Source organism: Chryseobacterium sp. SORGH_AS_0447, from assembly GCF_030818695.1.
Lineage (GTDB): Bacteria > Bacteroidota > Bacteroidia > Flavobacteriales > Weeksellaceae > Chryseobacterium.
Genome location: NZ_JAUTAR010000001.1, coordinates 23,671 through 40,170, shown reverse-complemented (window position 1 = coordinate 40,170; position 16,500 = coordinate 23,671). Strand labels below are relative to the sequence as shown.

The window sequence follows — 16,500 nt, the reverse complement described above, 5'->3', positions numbered from 1 at the left end:
ATGAACCTACACTATAACATTAAATTACTTTTATTTTCAGCCGTTTTTATTTTCAGCTGTAGTAAAAAAGAAGCAGCAGAAAATGCAGAACACGAAACGGAACAGCCGGAAGAACAACATCAGGAAGTTCCGCAGACCACCGCTTCATTAACGCAGGAACAGATCAGGACCGTAGGAATTACGCTGGGGCATGTCGAAATGAAGGAACTTACCTCAACCATAAAAGCCAATGGCCTGCTCAGGGTGCCGAACAACAACAAAGCAACAGTAACTTCCCTGTATGGCGGAATCATCAAAACCCTGAATATTCAGGTCGGAAGTTCCGTGAAGAAAGGGCAGGTGATCGCTACAATTGCCAACCCGGAATTCATCAGGCTTCAGGAAGATTATTTAACCGTAAACAGCAGGATCGTTTACGCTGAACAGGAGTACCGCAGGCAGCGGGAGCTTTTCGATAATGATGCCGGAGCCCGGAAAAACCTGCAGAGTGCCGATGCAGAACTGAAAACCCTTCGTACCCGGAAGTCATCGCTTTTACAGCAGCTCAGGATGATGGGAATCAGTCCTGGAAAAGTAAGCAATAGGAATATGAGATCCGGTCTGGTCATCACGGCACCGATCAGCGGAACGGTCAGCAGCATTGCTTCGCAGATCGGGAGTTATGTGGATATTTCTTCGCCGGTGGCGGAAATCATCGATAACAATTCCATCCACCTCGATCTCCAGGTGTTTGAAAAAGACCTGCCGAAGATGAGGGCAGGGCAGGTGGTGCATTTTAAGCTGACCAATAATCCCGAAACCGAATATGATGCGGAGATCTACAGCATCGGTTCTTCGTTTGAAAATGACAGCAAAACGATTTCTGTCCATGCCAATGTTACCGGAAATAAGACCGGGCTGATCGACGGAATGAACATCACCGGAATCGTAAGCCTTGATAAAACGGTAACCCCTGCCATTCCCGATGAAGCCATTGTAGAAGCCGACGGTAAATTCTATGTATTCGTAAAAACGGATAAAAGTCATGATGCTGAAGAAAGCCATAAAACAGAAGGAAACCAAGGTAATACAAAAATGAAAACCACTAACTTTGAGAAAGTGGAAGTCATCAAAGGCGCATCCGATATGGGGTACACAGCCGTCACTCCGGTGAAAGAAATTCCCGCTGATGCGGAAATTGCCGTGAAAGGTGCTTATTTCATCAATGCAAAACTGACCAATTCGGGCGAACATGACCATTAAATCCAGAAATATGAAGAAAGATATTGAAAGCAAATTAATTGACAAGAATACCAAGCCCACCAGCATGCGGATCCTGGTATATGATTTCCTGAGTTCGCAGGAAGCAGCCCTGTCTTTATCCGAGATCGAAAGCCATTTCGACAACGCAGACCGCACCACGATTTACCGCACCTTGAAAACATTTGAGGAAAAAGGAATCGTCCACGGCATTCAGGAAAATTCAACTACAAAATATATGCTTTGCCACGACGGCTGCAACGAAAATACGCATAAAGACCGGCATCTGCATTTCTACTGTAAAATCTGTAAGCAGACTACGTGTAAAGAAGAAATCTCTTTTCCGGAAAATATGCAGACCGGTTTTAGGATCGATGAGATCAGGCTTTTTGCCAAAGGAATCTGCGAGCATTGCCTTGAAAGTTTGCAATAGCATTGCATTTGCTTTACCCCTACCTTTGATTAAAAATTACCGTCATGGAAGAATGCTGCAGTACAAAATCGCAAAAGGAACATAATCACCACGAAGGCCATGATCATGACCATGATCACGGTCATTCTCACGATACGGAAGGTAAATCCGTATTTCAGATGTTTCTTCCGGCAATCCTGTCTTTTGCAATGCTGTCAGCCGGGATCATCCTGGATCATTCCGTAAAGCCTGACTGGTTTGCCGGCTGGATCCGGCTGGTCTGGTATCTTATTGCTTATATTCCCGTAGGACTGCCCGTGTTGAAAGAAGCTTTTGAAAGCATAAAAAACGGTGATGTTTTTTCCGAATTTTTCCTGATGGGAATTGCCACAGTAGGTGCTTTTGCGATCGGTGAGTATCCGGAAGGGGTGGCGGTAATGCTGTTCTATTCGGTAGGCGAAGTCTTCCAGGCGATGGCCGTTACAAGAGCAAAAACCAATATCAAGGCTTTGCTCGACCAGCGGCCCGATGAGGTAACGGTGCTCTGTGACGGAAAGCCGCAGACCGTAAAAGCGGAAAATGTAAACATTGGCGATATTATTCAGTTAAAATCCGGAGAAAAGCTGGGCCTTGACGGTGAACTTTTATCGGAAACAGCATCATTCAATACCTCTGCGCTTACCGGTGAAAGTAAACCCGATACCAAAACGAAAGGAGCAACGGTTTTGGCGGGAATGATCAACCTGAATACCGTCAGCCAGGTAAAAGTTACCACCGCTTATAAAGACAGCAAACTGAGCCGCATCCTGGAAATGGTGCAGAATGCTACCTCGCAGAAGGCTCCCACTGAACTGTTTATCCGGAAGTTTGCTAAAATCTACACACCGATCGTGGTGTTTCTGGCCATCGGAATTACCTTGTTGCCGTATTTCTTTGTCGGAAATTATGAATTCCGTGACTGGCTGTACCGGGCATTGGTATTCCTGGTGATTTCCTGTCCATGCGCTTTGGTGATTTCCATTCCACTGGGTTATTTTGGGGGAATAGGAGCAGGAAGCCGTAAGGGAATTCTGTTCAAAGGAAGCAATTTCCTGGATGTACTGGCCACAGTTCAGCATGTGGTAATGGATAAGACCGGAACGATGACGGAGGGTGTTTTTAAAGTGCAGGAAGTAAAATTCAGTGATGCTGTCAACAAAAATGAAATCCTGAAATTCGTCAATGCACTGGAAAGCAACAGTTCACATCCGGTTGCCACTGCCATCCATGAATACGTAGGAGAGATTGATCATGCCATAAAGCTGGAAAATATAGAGGAAATTTCAGGACAGGGCCTGAAAGCAACCGTTAATGGAAAGGAACTATTGGTCGGGAATTTCAGGCTGATGGATACTTTCGGTATCCGTTATGACCTTAATCCGCAAAGTATTGTGTATACGGTCATTGCGGTAGCATACGATAATAATTTCGCCGGTTATTTCACGATTGCAGATGTTATAAAGCCTGATGCCAGATTTACCATTGATGCCTTGAAATCATTAGGCGTCAGAACTACGATGCTGAGCGGTGATAAATCTTCTGTCGTAAAGCACGTAGCCGGTGCATTAGGTATTCAGGAGGCGTACGGTGATCTTCTTCCCGAAGACAAGGTGAATAAGGTAAAGGAGATTAAATCTAAAAAACAAACCGTGGCTTTTATCGGAGACGGGGTAAATGATGCCCCGGTGGTTGCACTAAGTGATGTCGGAATTGCCATGGGCGGACTTGGCAGCGATGCAACCATCGAAACTGCAGACGTGGTGATCCAGGATGACCGGCCGGGCAAAATTCCTATGGCCATCAACATCGCAAAGCAGACCAAAAGAATTGTATGGCAGAATATCGTTCTGGCATTTACGGTGAAAGCAGTCGTGCTCATTCTCGGAGCCGGAGGGCTGGCTACCATGTGGGAGGCGGTTTTCGCTGATGTAGGAGTTGCCTTGCTGGCCATTCTGAATGCGGTGAGAATCCAGCGAATGCAGTTTTAATGGTTGAGGAGAAGGAAGCCGGAAGCTTTATGAAATACTATCTAATCCCAGTAATCGCACCAATATTCGTGTAGATTCTGAAATTATATTTAGCCTAATCAATAGGAACGGGCAATGTCATCCTGAGCTTTTGGAAGGAAGGCCATTTACAAAAAAATACATCTGGCTTCAGCCAAAATTTATTTCACCACAAAACCAGCACAGATTTTCAGGAATGAGAGGCATATTTTTAACACATAAGAAACAGAAGAATATTTTGATTAGTTGAAATATTTTAGATCACATGAGATTAAAAATCAAAGATTTTTAGAACTTTAGTGAACTTTTCAGCATCCAACATGATAACTTTATGATTCGTTTGATAGTCTTTTGTGATTTAAATTTCCACAGATTTCATTTATTTTTACCGGTGATGATGTAGCTTCAGGTACCTTAGCCACCATCAGGATAAACCCATTGAAAATCTCTGATTTTCGCTCTTATGTGCTCTAAAATATTCTCGAAATTTTAATCTTAGCTTATAACTTCTTATGTGTAAAATAATCTGCTTTTGCTTTTCGTTCTAAAAATGACTTTCATCATAATTGCCCATAAAACAAATTTCAGTGGTATATTTGTGAAACAAAAATCATCGGTTGAAGTTTTTCATTTCCATATTCATTATTTTTACCATTGCAGTTCGTCCGGTATTGCCGTTGATCAGCTATGCTGTAAATTATGAGTATATCGTGAAAAATCTTTGCGAAAACAGAAACGTCCCGCAGTCTACCTGTAAAGGGAAATGCTATCTGGAAAAAGAACTTTCAAAAACGGAAAAGCAGTCGAACAACGGCCAGAACATAAAGCTTGCCGGGCTGGATGTATTCCTTTCCCGTGAAATCCTTTCTTTTTCAGACAGTACCCGATTCGATATCAGCAATACAAAGATTAAATCCGGGTACACTGATTTTCATACTTCGGAATATTTCTCCAGGATATTCCATCCTCCTTTAGCTTAATTTATTTTAACTGAATGTAATACGTACGGTCATTCAGACATAGCCTCATTGCTGAGGTTTACCTGGTGGTGAATACGAAAATCCTCAATCTAGGAGGTTATCGCCTTGGTATTGAGCTGACCGGCAGGATTAAATTTAGTTTACATTCAATTATTTTTCCTTTTATATTATTAATTTCAATTTCAATAAAAAATGAAATCAAAACTTATTTTAACGGCACTGATGTCGGTTTCCCTGATGGCGTGTGCCCAGGAAACGCCTAAAGTAAAACATAAAAAAGCGGCTCTTGTGGCAAAATCAAATGCAAAGGCAGTAAAATTTGCCAATGCGGTAGACCCGATCTGTCATATGCCAACCGAACCGGATATGAAAGATACGGCAGTTTATAAAAATAAAACGTACGGTTTTTGCAGTGTGTACTGCAAAGATGAATTTAAAAAGAATCCGGAGAAATATGTCCAGAAATAAGAAACCGCAATCTAAAAGCAGGATTATTGTTCCGCTGGCGGTAATGGCACTGCTTTTTCTGGGAATCGGGATCGGAATGGGGTATTTTAAAAAGAACCTGTATACGGTCATGAAAGTTCCGGATTTTCAGCTTACAGATCAGAATAATAAGAAAATTACCAATAAAGAGATGCTTGGGAAAGTATATCTCGTAGAGTTTTTCTTCAGCAGATGCCCGACGATCTGCCCGGTCATGAATACCAATATGAGAGCCATTGAAGATGAAATCAATGATCCTGAATTCGGAATTGTTTCCATCAGCATCGATCCGGAAAATGATACGCCGGCATTGCTGAAAGAGCATGCCCAAAGAATCGGGGTGAAGTCTCCCAACTGGCATTTTCTCACCGGCGACAGGGATTATATCGGGAAACTGGCAGACCAGTTCAATATTTATGTCGGGGATAAGGAAGACGAAAGCGAAAGCCTCAACCACAGCGGAATGATCGCGCTGGTTGACAAAGAGGGGAATATCCGGTGCCGGTACAATAAAGACAACATGCCGATCCTGTATTATTCCGGACTGAATTATGAGGATCCGGAAGGAAAAACGCCGAAACTGACCGGGAAATACCATCCCGACCGGGAAATGCTGATCGAAGATATCAGGAAGCTGTTGAAGTAAATAGTTGGGAGATGGGTGACGGAAGCTGGAGGTTGTTTTTTGGCTTAATCAGAAATTGTCGCCCTGCAAAGGAATAGTAGCAATTGATTGAATGTAAAGGCTGAAGAGTATGCCAAAAGTTAACCGTTCAGAAATAGTAAATTTTCTAAGATAAATAAGCGAGAAGATGGAATGAAACTGGAAATTTTACAGTGAGTTGTAAACTTCCGGTTTCCATCACCCATCTTCCGACAAATAATACAAACCACAAAAAACGAAACGTTATGAAGATTATGAAAGTAGCTGCTTTAAGTGCAGTTTTCGCGGCGCAGTTTGCGTTTGCCCAATTCAAACAATCGCCTTTACCGTATGCTTATGATGCGTTGGAAGGAAACATCGATGCCAAAACCATGGAGATCCACTATTCCAAGCATGCCGCAGCGTACGTAGCCAACCTGAACAAAGCTATCGCAAGTACGCCGCAGGAAAAGCAGACCCTGTTTGAAATTATGTCGAATGTGTCTAAGCTACCGGCTGCCGTAAGAAACAATGCCGGAGGACATTACAATCACGAACTGTTCTGGACGGTTCTTACGCCGGTAAAAAATACCCAGCCTTCTGCAAAACTGGCAAAAGCCATCAATGATGCTTTCGGAAGCATGGATGCTTTTAAAGAAAAAATGGCAAAGGCAGGAGCCGACCGTTTCGGTTCGGGGTGGGCCTGGCTGTCCGTGGATAGAAACGGAAAACTCTTTGTTTCTTCAACCCCTAATCAGGACAATCCTTTAATGGATGTCGTAGAGGAAAAAGGAACGCCGATCTTCGGGATTGATGTATGGGAACATGCTTACTACCTGAAATACCAGAACAAAAGAGCCGATTATCTGACAGCAATCTGGAATGTGACCAACTGGAAAGAAATCAGCAGAAGGTACGAAGAAGCGGTTAGCAAGAAATAATAATCGATGAACCTTATTTGCAGCATATTCCTCACTTTTTTCGTGGTGTTCAGGCCTCTGATCCCATTGGTGGAATATGCTGTAAATTATGATTATATCTCCAGGGTCCTGTGTATCAACAAAAGCAGGCCCGAACTTCATTGCAACGGAACGTGTTACCTCAGTAAAGAAATGGCAAAAACCACCGATACCGGTTCACTTCCTTTCAGCAAATTAAAAAATCCGGGACAGAAATTACTGGATTTTTATGTTCTTCCTGAAATTGCCGGCATCACCAATACCCGGAAACCGGTCTCTTCAGATTCCGGCTTCCTTTACGAAACGGCGTATTCTTTTTTGTTCTCACAACCGGTTTTCAGACCGCCGGTTTTTTAGTTGTCTTTTTTAACCACTGTATTTTGCATTCACTGTATCAGCGCAAATCATCAAATAAACATGATTACCGCTAAAACCAGTGTTGGTGCGGAATACCGGTGTCCTTTGCTCAGTTATTTTATACTGAGCCTGCCCAACTGTTGTACCAGGTGAAAAAATAAAACTTTTCTGCCTGCAGGATGACCGTTGAGCAAACAAAGGAAACCCTCATCAAAAAAATTCAACTTAAAAAATCAACAATGAAAATTTATAAATTTTTATCACTCTTTCTTATTGCTGTTACTTTTTCCACTTTTATTTCCTGCCGGAATAACGGTGAGGATGATTCTTCATCTGAAACCAAAGGAAACCTCCAGTTAAAATTTGAAAACGGCTTTAATAATCTGGGCGATATTGTGCTGAACCAGACCGTACAGACTTCATCAGCCGGACAGAAGCATCAATTTTCCAATCTTAAATACGTCATCAGCAATATTGCTTTAATCGATGAGGCCGGAAATGAGTTCAGGTTTAATGAAAACAATCCCGACAAAGGTGCTTTCATCATCGACCAGGCGGATGCCGTGGCAGGAATCGTCTACGTGAATCTTACTGAAGTTCCTACAGGCCGTTATAAAAAGATAAAATTCGGACTGGGGATCAGCCAGAAGGCTTACTTGCTGGGGCAGGACGGACAGGCGGAGTTCTGGAATAAAGCCAAACAGAAAGGCATGACCTGGTCCTGGGTGGCCGGCTATATCTTTGTAAAGCTGGAAGGGAAGTACGGCGCGGGTTCTCCCGATACAGAATTCATGAATCATACCGGCAATATGGGCAATACCGAAGCCAACGGTACCCTCGATCTCTACCGCGAAATTACCCTGGATCTTCCTACCACCGCAAGGGTGACCGGACAAATCAGGCCTTCAGTCCATATTCTGGCAGATTTCAATCAATATCTAAGCGGAGCAAACCCGCTTATTCTGGATCCGACGAACGATATGATGATGGGATCCGGACCGCACCTGGTCAAGATCACCGATAACCTGACGAAAATGTTTAAAGCAGACCATGTTCACAATGATTAAAGTAATCAAAACCCTGCTCGCTGTTCCTCTGTTTATGATTTTTGTTTCGTGTTCCGGTGAAGTGATCGAGCCACTGGAAAAAGATGAGGCTTACAACGTTTCATTTCCTTCGTATTTTCCTGCAATGACTTTTGATACCTCCGGAAACCCGGTTACGAAAAACGGAGTGGAGCTGGGGAGGAAATTGTTTTACGAGGGCAGGCTTTCCCGGAACAATACCATTTCCTGCGGCTTCTGCCATATCCAGGAAAATGCTTTTACGCATCACGGCCATCCGGTGAGCCACGGCGTAGACGACAGGACCGGAATCAGGAATGCGCCGCCGATCCAGAATATGGCTTTCCTGAAAAGGTATATGTGGGACGGCGTGATCCATAATTTAAATGAACAGCCCATTATCCCCATCACCAATGAAGATGAAATGGACAGCTCAATGCCGGAAGCCGTTTCCAGGCTGAATGCCGATCCGAAATATAAAAAGTTGTTCAAAGCTGCTTACGGCGATGAAAATATTACGGGTGAAAGAGTGCTGAAGGCGCTTTCTCAATTCATGGTTACGCTGGTTTCTGCTGATTCAAAATACGACCGGATGAAGCAGGGAAAAGAAAGTTTCTCGGCAGAGGAAACCCAGGGGATGCATCTTTTTCAGCAGAAGTGTGCTTCCTGCCACAGCGGGGAATTGTTTACCGACGAAAGTTTCAGGAATACCGGACTGTACTATAATGCCCAGTTTAAGGATGAGGGCCGTTACCGTGTAACGCTTGATCCTGCCGACCGCATGAAATTCAGGGTTCCGAGCCTGCGCAATGTAGAATATACGGCGCCCTATATGCATGACGGAAGATTTTACTCACTGGACGCGGTCCTCAACTTCTATTCGGAGGGGATTACGGATAACCCGAACCTTGATCCTGAACTGAAGCAGAACGGACATACCGGAATTGCGATGAATGCTCAGGAAAAACAATGGATTATATCTTTCCTGAAAACCCTGTCCGATAAAAAATTCATCACCAATCCGGCATTTGCGGAATAAAGCAGTCGATATGAAGAAGATCATTGTATTGATGGCGTTGATGATGATCCAGGTCATCTATGCCGGGACGGTCAGCGACAGTATTTCCATTCCGCGCGATGGGTATGCTTTTGTTCCGGAAGACTGCGATGCCTGCGGATGTGCAGCAGGAAACGGTTCTTCCGGGTTTGAATCGCTGCTGAATCCCCAGTTTGTAGGGATTAAATATTTTGCCCAGCATTATAAGGCGAAAGAGAATTTGTTTGTTGATGATGTGACGCAGGACCAGTATTTCAATACCCTCCAGCTGTGGGCAAAGGTTCCGGTTACTGAAAAGCTGAGCATCTACGCAAGCCTTCCGTTTCATTTCCATGAGAAGCAGACATTGCAGGGCACTGTCCGTATCAGCGGCATCGGCGATGCAAGCCTGATGGGAATTTACCGGCTGCTGACTTCAGAAAACAGGATTCATCAGCTTAATGGCGGTATCGGAATAAAAATCCCATTAGGGAAATTTGACGAAAAGGGCCTTTCGGGAGTCAATCCGAGCTTTCAGCTGGGCACCGGAAGCTGGGATTATCAGCTGGCTTTGAATTATCAGTTCCGGAAAAACAGGACCGCATTTCTCCTGAATACGGATTACACGGTAAAAACCCAGAACCGGAAATGCTATCGCTTCGGAAACCAGTGGAATTATGCAGCCACAGTATTCTATCAGATTTCCGGCGCAGGAAACATCATCTTTTCCACAAAAGCAGGGTTACAGGGAGAAGTGTATGGCCGGAACCGGCAGTTTGACGAAGCTTTGCCGGATACAGCAGGTAATGCCCTGTACGGAAAGGTGGGATTTGAGACTGCTTATAAAAAATTCAGTCTGGGAAGTGAAGTGATGCTTCCGGTATATTCTCACCTGGCCGGAGGGGATATTGAAGCAAAATCCCGCTTCAGCATTTTTCTGAATATTGGAATTTAGCAGGATTTCGTTTTATATGCCAAACCTTCAGGTTTTAAGAAGCCTGAAGGTTTTTTTTAATGATAAACAGAGGAGTTGCTTTGGAAGGTTTTAACCCTACAGAATTTGTTATGGTGTCAACGGTTGGTCAAAAGTCTGATGCCCTAGCCCGGATCGCAGCGGTTACCCCACAGCGGGATTGGCGCGTCGGGAAGCGGATGGGTTTAGCGATGGAGTGAATGGATTAGAGGTGTCGGCGCGAGGAGTAGTAGCGGAGAGCCGGATCAAGCTCCCAAAAAAATAATGGTTTCTGATCTTTCTGCATTGTGTAAAATCTCATTGAAGAAACCGGCGTGGTTAATTCGAGGTAAAGCAAAAAAAGAGATCCAAAACTGAATCTCTTTTAAAGTAGCCCGTAGGGGAATCGAACCCCTCTTACCAGAATGAAAATCTGAGGTCCTAACCGATAGACGAACGGGCCATCTGTCTTCCGCTACATGATAGCGTGTTAGTTTTTTTTGTTTTTATAAGTTTACAACTCTTACAACAATCACTGGTTAGTAAGTGATTTGTTTAGTAGCCCGTAGGGGAATCGAACCCCTCTTACCAGAATGAAAATCTGAGGTCCTAACCGATAGACGAACGGGCCAACTATGCTTATTAAGCCAGTTTATTAACGTGCTTAGTTAATTTGCTTTTTAAGTTAGCTGCTTTGTTTTTGTGGATAATGTTTTTCTTCGCTAATTTATCCAACAAAGAGATTACTTTTGGCAATTGTTCTGCAGCAGCAGCTTTATCCTCTTCATTTCTTAACACTTTCATTGCTGTTCTAGCAGTCTTGTGGTAGTATCTGTTACGAAGTCTTCTTACTTCGTTTTGTCTAATTCTCTTTAATGCTGATTTATGATTTGCCATATCGTTCAAATGTGAGTGCAAAAGTAAAAACTTTTTTTATATCCTCCAAATTTATTTTTAAAAATTTTTAATTTTCTTCAGATAAATATTTTCGAAGTTTATCTATTGCTTGTTCTATTTTAATATTCTCTTCTTCTCTTTCTAATTTTTTGATGGTGCTTGTAAGCATTACCATCGCATTGTTCCATTCTCCAGTCGTATTGGTGAAGGTTAGTTCGTCAATCGTTACTTCAAAGTTGACCCTTTCTCCCGTCCTGTAAAGTCTGAAACTTACTTTATCATCACTGCCTGTAATCCCGTCTTCATTGATTTTTAAATCATAACTTTTTGGGTTAGAGTGGATTTTCTTAAAAAGCAATTTCGCTTCTTGTATTTTTAAATCCGGCATGATAAAAATTTGGTAGCCTATAGGAGAATCGAACTCCTGTTGCAAGGATGAAAACCTTGAGTCCTAACCACTAGACGAATAGGCCAAATTTTGAGGTTGCAAAAGTAACAATTAACTTTTTAACTTCAAAATTATTTTTCTTCTATTTGAAAACTTTTTGGATCACGGTATTCTTAATTCCTTTGGCCTCAATATCTTTCTGAAGCTTTACCGCATCTTCTAAAGTATAGACTTTTCCGTAGGTATAATAGAATACGCCGCTTTCCTTATTCCGTTCCACATCTTTCAGCGTCTGGATGATCGGTGAGTTTCCGTTCAGCTTATCACCTACATATACTTCAATGGTATAATAGCCTGTACTCAGCTTCTGGTTCGGCATAAATCCTACCGCATAGGCATTTCTGAATCCGGCATCCTTGGCCGTTCTGATGTTGATATCCTTTACCGAAGCCAGATTGGTAACGCCGTAATAGTATTTGTACTGTCCGTTTTCCTTAATCGGTAAAATGTAATTCAGCCCTTTCAGCGCCGGGTCTCCGTCATTGAATTTCTGTGGAGAGCTGAGCAGTAAAATTCTGAAATCATTTTTCAGAGCGACTTCAGCCGGTTTTTCAGGTTCCGGTTTTCTTACATTACCTGTGAAGCCCGACTTCCTGTCGATCGCCTTCTTATAATCGATGATCGCCTGATAGATGCTTTCTGCAATTTCTTCCTGTCCTTTTTCTGAAGCCAGATAGTGGCTTTCTTCCGGATGGTTGATAAATCCGGTTTCAATAAGAACCGAAGGCATGGCATTCATACGCAGAACGTGCAGGTTTTTCTGGAATACTCCCCGGGAAAACCTTTTGTCCTTATTTACAAAATTATTTTCTACCAGTCCGCCCAGCAAAAGACTTGATTCCAGATATTTGCTCTGCTGAAGTTTCAGGGCAATTAAAGATTCCGGTGAGCTGGCATCGTACGATCCGAAGGTCTGTTTATCTTTTTCATCGAGAAAAATCACGTCATTTTCCCTTTTGGCTACTTCCAGGTTGGTATCGTTCTGGTCAGGCCCCTGTACATAAGTTTCCGTTCCGTAGGCGGTCGGCTTTTTTGCGGAATTACAGTGGATAGAGACAAAAAGATCCGCTTTGCTGCGGTTAGCCAGGTTGGTCCTGTCTGAAAGAGAAGGGTATTCGTCGATTTTACGGGTGTATATTATTTTGAAATCCTTATTCTTTTCAAGCATCGCCCCAACTTTCAGGGTGATTGTTAGAGTAACGTCCTTTTCGGCAATTCTTCCGATGTCGGCGTAGGTCCTGTTTGCTCCATGATCACTTCCTCCGTGTCCCGCGTCTAAAACCACGATGAATTTCTTTTGCGAAAAAATAAAGTTGGTAAGGAGTAGGAAGAGAAATGATAAAATTATTTTAAAATTTACTTTGTGCATCTTTCAGTTTTAAAAATTATATTAATTTTGAGCCCTAGTATTATACATATAAATATAACGAAAAAATTGGTCAAAACCGTCTCCAAAAATATATTACAAATTTTAATTATCCTAATTTTTAACAATTTTTTAGCACAGCAGACTCCTGAAAAATTGCCTGAAAATGCGGTTAATGATACCATTTCCAAAAAGGACACTGTAGTGGTAAAAAAGGAATCTCTTGAAGATGTTCTGCGTACGAAAGCAGATGTTCAGCGAAGAGATTTCCAGAAGAAAATGATTTACCTGAACAAAAATGCGCAGGTAAAATACCAGGACATGCAGATCGATGCCGACTACATTTCCATCGATGAGCAGAAAAACATCATGTATGCCCGTGGTAAACAGGATTCTCTCGGGAGAATTATCGAACCCGTGATTACAACCCAGGCCGGGAAAGTATACGAGACTACAGAATTTCAGTACAATACGAAAACACGGCAGGCAATCGCTTTTAATGCCAGAACAGAGGAAAATGAAGGGGTAATTGTAGCGAATAAAACAAAAAAATACAACGATTCGGTCTTTGCAATGAAGCGTGCGATCTACACGACCGATGATTATTTTATCAAGAAAAAAGATACCGCAGCCGATTATTATCTGCGGGCGTCCAACATCAAACTGGTAAAGACCAGAAATAAATCTTCTATTATATCCGGTCCTATCCAGATGTATATCGAAGAAGTTCCAACCCCATTGATTATGCCTTTTGCCATTCTTCCGTTTTCAGACAAAAGATCGGCCGGTATCCTGATCCCGAGTTTCGGGGAACGGCAGGATGTGGGTTTCTTCTTAAACGGATTAGGCTACTACCAGCCGATCGGGGAACATTTTGACCTTAAGATCCTTTCGGATATCTATACTAAAGGAAGCTGGAACCTCCGGCCGGAAATGAATTACATCAAGAAGTACCGCTATTCCGGAAACTTCTCCGCCGATATCGGAACCATGGTCCGTGGAATCAAGGGGCTCGATAATTACGGAAAGACGGGAACCTATCGGATTGCCTGGAGACATACGCAGGATACCAAAGCGAATCCTTTCCTTACTTTCTCCGCTTCAGTAGACGTGGTAAGTACAAAGTTTTATAACAATACACTGAACAACAATTACATTCTCAACCAGAACGTACTGAATACCCAACAGAACTCTACGGTAACGCTTACCAAGAGATTCCTGAAGCTGCCGGTTACCATTACCGGAACGGCTTCTTACTCGCAGAACTTTGCGACAGGTCTTTCGGATCTCCGTCTGCCGCAGATGAACATTGCGATTAACCAGTTTTATCTGTTCGGTTCAAAAACGGGTGTGCGATCCGGGTTACTGGAAAACCTTACGGTAAATACCGGGATTAATTTAACAAACTATGTCCAGACCCAGGAAGGCGAACTCTTCAAGGCGGCGATGTGGGATAAAATGCAGACCGGGCTTAAAAACAATATTACGTTAGGAACCAATACGACGGTTGCAAAATATTTCACTTTCAGCTTAGGAGCCAACGTAGACAATGCCTTGACTACAAAAACGATTGATAAATTTTACGATCCGATCCAGAATAAAGTAGTTACCGAAACCAACAAAGGGGTGTCGGGATATTCCACTTTTTCCACAACGGCAAGTTTGCAGACGACTTTATACGGAACGAAAAATTTCAAGAAAGGTTCCGCTATTGAAGCGATCAGGCATATGATGACCCCAAGTATCGGGTTTACCTATTCACCGGACTTCGGCGGTTCAGGATTCGGATACTTCAGAAATTATTATGATGCCAACGGAGCTTTAACGCCATATTCCATTTTTGAAGGCGGGATTATCGGATCGCCTACCAGTGGTTTGGTTGGTGCTCTGGGGTTCAACATCGGGAACAACGTCGAAATGAAAGTACGGTCTAAAAAAGATTCTACTGGCGTAAAGAAAATAAAGATTTTTGAATCGTTAAACCTTTCCGGAAACTATAACTTCGCCGCAAAGGATCACCCTTTTTCGATTATCACCGTTAATGGGCAGTCTTCTTTTTTTAACAATAAATTAAGCGTTAATACCAGCTTGTCACTGGATCCTTACCGGATTATTTATATCCCGGGACAGGAAGCGGGAATTAGAACGGAGAGCTTCGGTCACTTCAGTGTGCAGGGATTCAACGTACAGATGTCCTATCCTTTAAGCAGCGAGATTTTCGGAGAGAAAGTAGACTACAGCAAAAAGTACAGTAAGAAAGGAGAAATCAGAAATGAAAATTATTATTTCGACGACGATAATTATGCTCATTTTGATCAGGCCTGGACGCTGAACGTAAATGCCAACTATGCCTATACGAGAAGCTCGGCATCCAGAACCCCGACAAAGCTGGCTTCTGTCGGACTGGACGGAAGCATCAAGCTCACTCCTTACTGGAATATCAACGGAAGCACCCATTACGATATGGTGACCCGCCAGCTGGCATATACCAGGATCGGATTTTCAAGGGATCAGCGAAGTTTTACCATCAATTTCAACTGGGTTCCATTCGGACAATATAAAGTATATGATTTCTTTATCGGAATCAAAGCCAACATCTTAAGCGATGCGCTGAAGTATAAAGACAGAAGTTTTACACAGCCGAATGCACCATTCTAGCATCAGATTTGATATTTGATTATAGAAATAGAATATAAATTTTATATTTGCACCCAAAATAAATTCTAATGAAAAAAATAATCAACACGGAAAATGCTCCTGCAGCGATCGGTCCTTATTCACAGGCCAATATGGCAAACGGTGTTTTGTATATCTCAGGTCAGATCCCGGTAGATCCTGCAACAGGCAAATTGGTGGAAGGAATCGAAAAAGAAACCCATCAGGTAATGAAAAACCTTGAGGCCGTTCTTACAGAAGCCGGAATGACATTTAAAAATGTAGTAAAAGCAACCATCTTCCTAAAGAGCATGGACGATTTTGCAGTTATGAATGATATTTATGCTTCTTATCTGGATCCGGAAAGCTATCCGGCACGCGAGACCGTACAGGTTTCCTGCCTTCCGAAAAATGTTGATATCGAAATTTCTATGATCGCACATCAGGATTAATGAACTTTATAAGAAATACAATTGCGGTTATCGTAGGCCTTGGCATTGCAGGGCTTATTATTACTCTTGGCATCAGGATGTTTCCGCAATGGGTAACTTTCGAGGCTTTTGCTCCTTTTGAGCATTGGCAAAAATTTCTTCAGAGCATGCAGAAAGACGGGGCTTTTTTCGGCTTCCTGCTGTTTATTTCCGGGTTGGGAACTACCGTTGGGGGAGTGGCCACAGCCATCATCGTAAAGTATGCTAAAGTGGCATATGCAATCCTTATCGGCTTTATTATGCTTTTTATAGCAATGCTTGATGTTATTGTATTCCCTTATCATCCTACCTTCTACAAAGTATCTATTTTTCTCACGTTTTTCCCCTTTTCATGGATCGGAGGAAAAATTGTGGAAGTGATTTATGAGAGGAAAAAGAAACGGAGGATTTCCGAAAAAATGAACAGGTCATAAATAAAAAAGCCGCTGCAAATTAAATTCGCAGCGGCTTTTTGTTGATATGAAGTGAAG

At 42.7% G+C, this 16,500-nt stretch carries 17 protein-coding genes and 3 tRNA genes; 14 read left to right on the top strand and 6 right to left on the bottom strand.

Going from position 1 to position 16,500, the window contains the following annotated elements; all coding sequences use genetic code 11:
* The 11 genes from QE422_RS00210 (at position 1) to QE422_RS00160 (ending at position 10,176) form a co-directional block, all read left to right on the top strand.
* Positions 1-1,242, top strand: a complete 1,242-nt coding sequence (locus QE422_RS00210; protein WP_307454225.1) for an efflux RND transporter periplasmic adaptor subunit — start codon at positions 1-3, stop codon at positions 1,240-1,242.
* 10 nt (positions 1,243-1,252) lie between these two features.
* Positions 1,253-1,672, top strand: a complete 420-nt coding sequence (locus tag QE422_RS00205; protein WP_307454224.1) for a Fur family transcriptional regulator — start codon at positions 1,253-1,255, stop codon at positions 1,670-1,672.
* Between the two features lie 44 nt (positions 1,673-1,716).
* Positions 1,717-3,678, top strand: a complete 1,962-nt coding sequence (locus QE422_RS00200; RefSeq protein WP_307454223.1) for a heavy metal translocating P-type ATPase — start codon at positions 1,717-1,719, stop codon at positions 3,676-3,678.
* A gap of 635 nt (positions 3,679-4,313) precedes the next feature.
* Positions 4,314-4,676 carry a hypothetical protein gene (locus QE422_RS00195; protein WP_307454222.1) on the top strand — a complete coding sequence of 121 codons (363 nt, stop codon included), beginning with the start codon at positions 4,314-4,316 and terminating at the stop codon, positions 4,674-4,676.
* A gap of 192 nt (positions 4,677-4,868) precedes the next feature.
* Complete coding sequence (locus tag QE422_RS00190) at positions 4,869-5,144, top strand: YHS domain-containing protein (RefSeq protein WP_307454221.1); 276 nt, start codon at positions 4,869-4,871, stop codon at positions 5,142-5,144.
* On the top strand, positions 5,131-5,808 hold the full coding sequence (locus QE422_RS00185; protein ID WP_307454220.1) for an SCO family protein: 678 nt from the start codon (positions 5,131-5,133) through the stop codon (positions 5,806-5,808). The genes QE422_RS00190 and QE422_RS00185 overlap by 14 nt, the downstream gene beginning before the upstream one ends.
* 263 nt (positions 5,809-6,071) lie before the next feature.
* Positions 6,072-6,746: a superoxide dismutase gene (locus tag QE422_RS00180; RefSeq protein WP_307454219.1), complete on the top strand. Its 675-nt coding sequence runs from the start codon at positions 6,072-6,074 to the stop codon at positions 6,744-6,746.
* A 6-nt stretch (positions 6,747-6,752) separates the two neighbouring features.
* Positions 6,753-7,121, top strand: a complete 369-nt coding sequence (locus tag QE422_RS00175; RefSeq protein ID WP_307454218.1) for a hypothetical protein — start codon at positions 6,753-6,755, stop codon at positions 7,119-7,121.
* Between the two features lie 239 nt (positions 7,122-7,360).
* Positions 7,361-8,188, top strand: coding sequence for an MbnP family protein (locus QE422_RS00170; RefSeq protein ID WP_307454217.1), 828 nt, complete (start codon positions 7,361-7,363; stop codon positions 8,186-8,188).
* Positions 8,181-9,224, top strand: a complete 1,044-nt coding sequence (locus tag QE422_RS00165) for a cytochrome-c peroxidase (protein WP_307454216.1) — start codon at positions 8,181-8,183, stop codon at positions 9,222-9,224. The genes QE422_RS00170 and QE422_RS00165 overlap by 8 nt, the downstream gene beginning before the upstream one ends.
* A 10-nt stretch (positions 9,225-9,234) precedes the next feature.
* On the top strand, positions 9,235-10,176 hold the full coding sequence (locus QE422_RS00160; RefSeq protein ID WP_307454215.1) for a transporter: 942 nt from the start codon (positions 9,235-9,237) through the stop codon (positions 10,174-10,176).
* A gap of 388 nt (positions 10,177-10,564) precedes the next feature.
* Here the strand turns inward: QE422_RS00160 and QE422_RS00155 are convergent.
* From QE422_RS00155 to QE422_RS00130, 6 genes are all read right to left on the bottom strand, one after another.
* A tRNA-Glu gene (locus QE422_RS00155) sits at positions 10,565-10,636 on the bottom strand.
* Positions 10,637-10,732: 96 nt separating this feature from the next.
* A tRNA-Glu gene (locus QE422_RS00150) sits at positions 10,733-10,804 on the bottom strand.
* Positions 10,805-10,815: 11 nt separating this feature from the next.
* Positions 10,816-11,070, bottom strand: coding sequence for a 30S ribosomal protein S20 (rpsT, locus tag QE422_RS00145; RefSeq protein WP_042721082.1), 255 nt, complete (start codon positions 11,068-11,070; stop codon positions 10,816-10,818).
* Between the two features lie 67 nt (positions 11,071-11,137).
* Positions 11,138-11,458: a hypothetical protein gene (locus tag QE422_RS00140; RefSeq protein WP_307454214.1), complete on the bottom strand. Its 321-nt coding sequence runs from the start codon at positions 11,456-11,458 to the stop codon at positions 11,138-11,140.
* Between the two features lie 10 nt (positions 11,459-11,468).
* Positions 11,469-11,543: transfer RNA gene (locus QE422_RS00135), tRNA-Glu, on the bottom strand.
* A gap of 57 nt (positions 11,544-11,600) precedes the next feature.
* The gene (locus tag QE422_RS00130; RefSeq protein WP_307454213.1) at positions 11,601-12,887 is read right to left on the bottom strand and encodes an N-acetylmuramoyl-L-alanine amidase; all 1,287 of its coding nucleotides are present in this window, start codon (positions 12,885-12,887) and stop codon (positions 11,601-11,603) included.
* Positions 12,888-12,953: 66 nt separating this feature from the next.
* Here QE422_RS00130 and QE422_RS00125 point away from each other — a divergent pair, with 66 nt between their 5' ends.
* The 3 genes from QE422_RS00125 to QE422_RS00115 all read left to right on the top strand — a co-directional run bounded on the left by QE422_RS00125 (position 12,954) and on the right by QE422_RS00115 (position 16,443).
* Positions 12,954-15,542, top strand: a complete 2,589-nt coding sequence (locus QE422_RS00125; RefSeq protein ID WP_307454212.1) for a putative LPS assembly protein LptD — start codon at positions 12,954-12,956, stop codon at positions 15,540-15,542.
* Between the two features lie 68 nt (positions 15,543-15,610).
* Complete coding sequence (locus tag QE422_RS00120) at positions 15,611-15,991, top strand: RidA family protein (protein ID WP_307454211.1); 381 nt, start codon at positions 15,611-15,613, stop codon at positions 15,989-15,991.
* Complete coding sequence (locus QE422_RS00115; RefSeq protein WP_307454210.1) at positions 15,991-16,443, top strand: hypothetical protein; 453 nt, start codon at positions 15,991-15,993, stop codon at positions 16,441-16,443. The genes QE422_RS00120 and QE422_RS00115 overlap by 1 nt, the downstream gene beginning before the upstream one ends.
* Positions 16,444-16,500 lie beyond the last annotated feature (57 nt).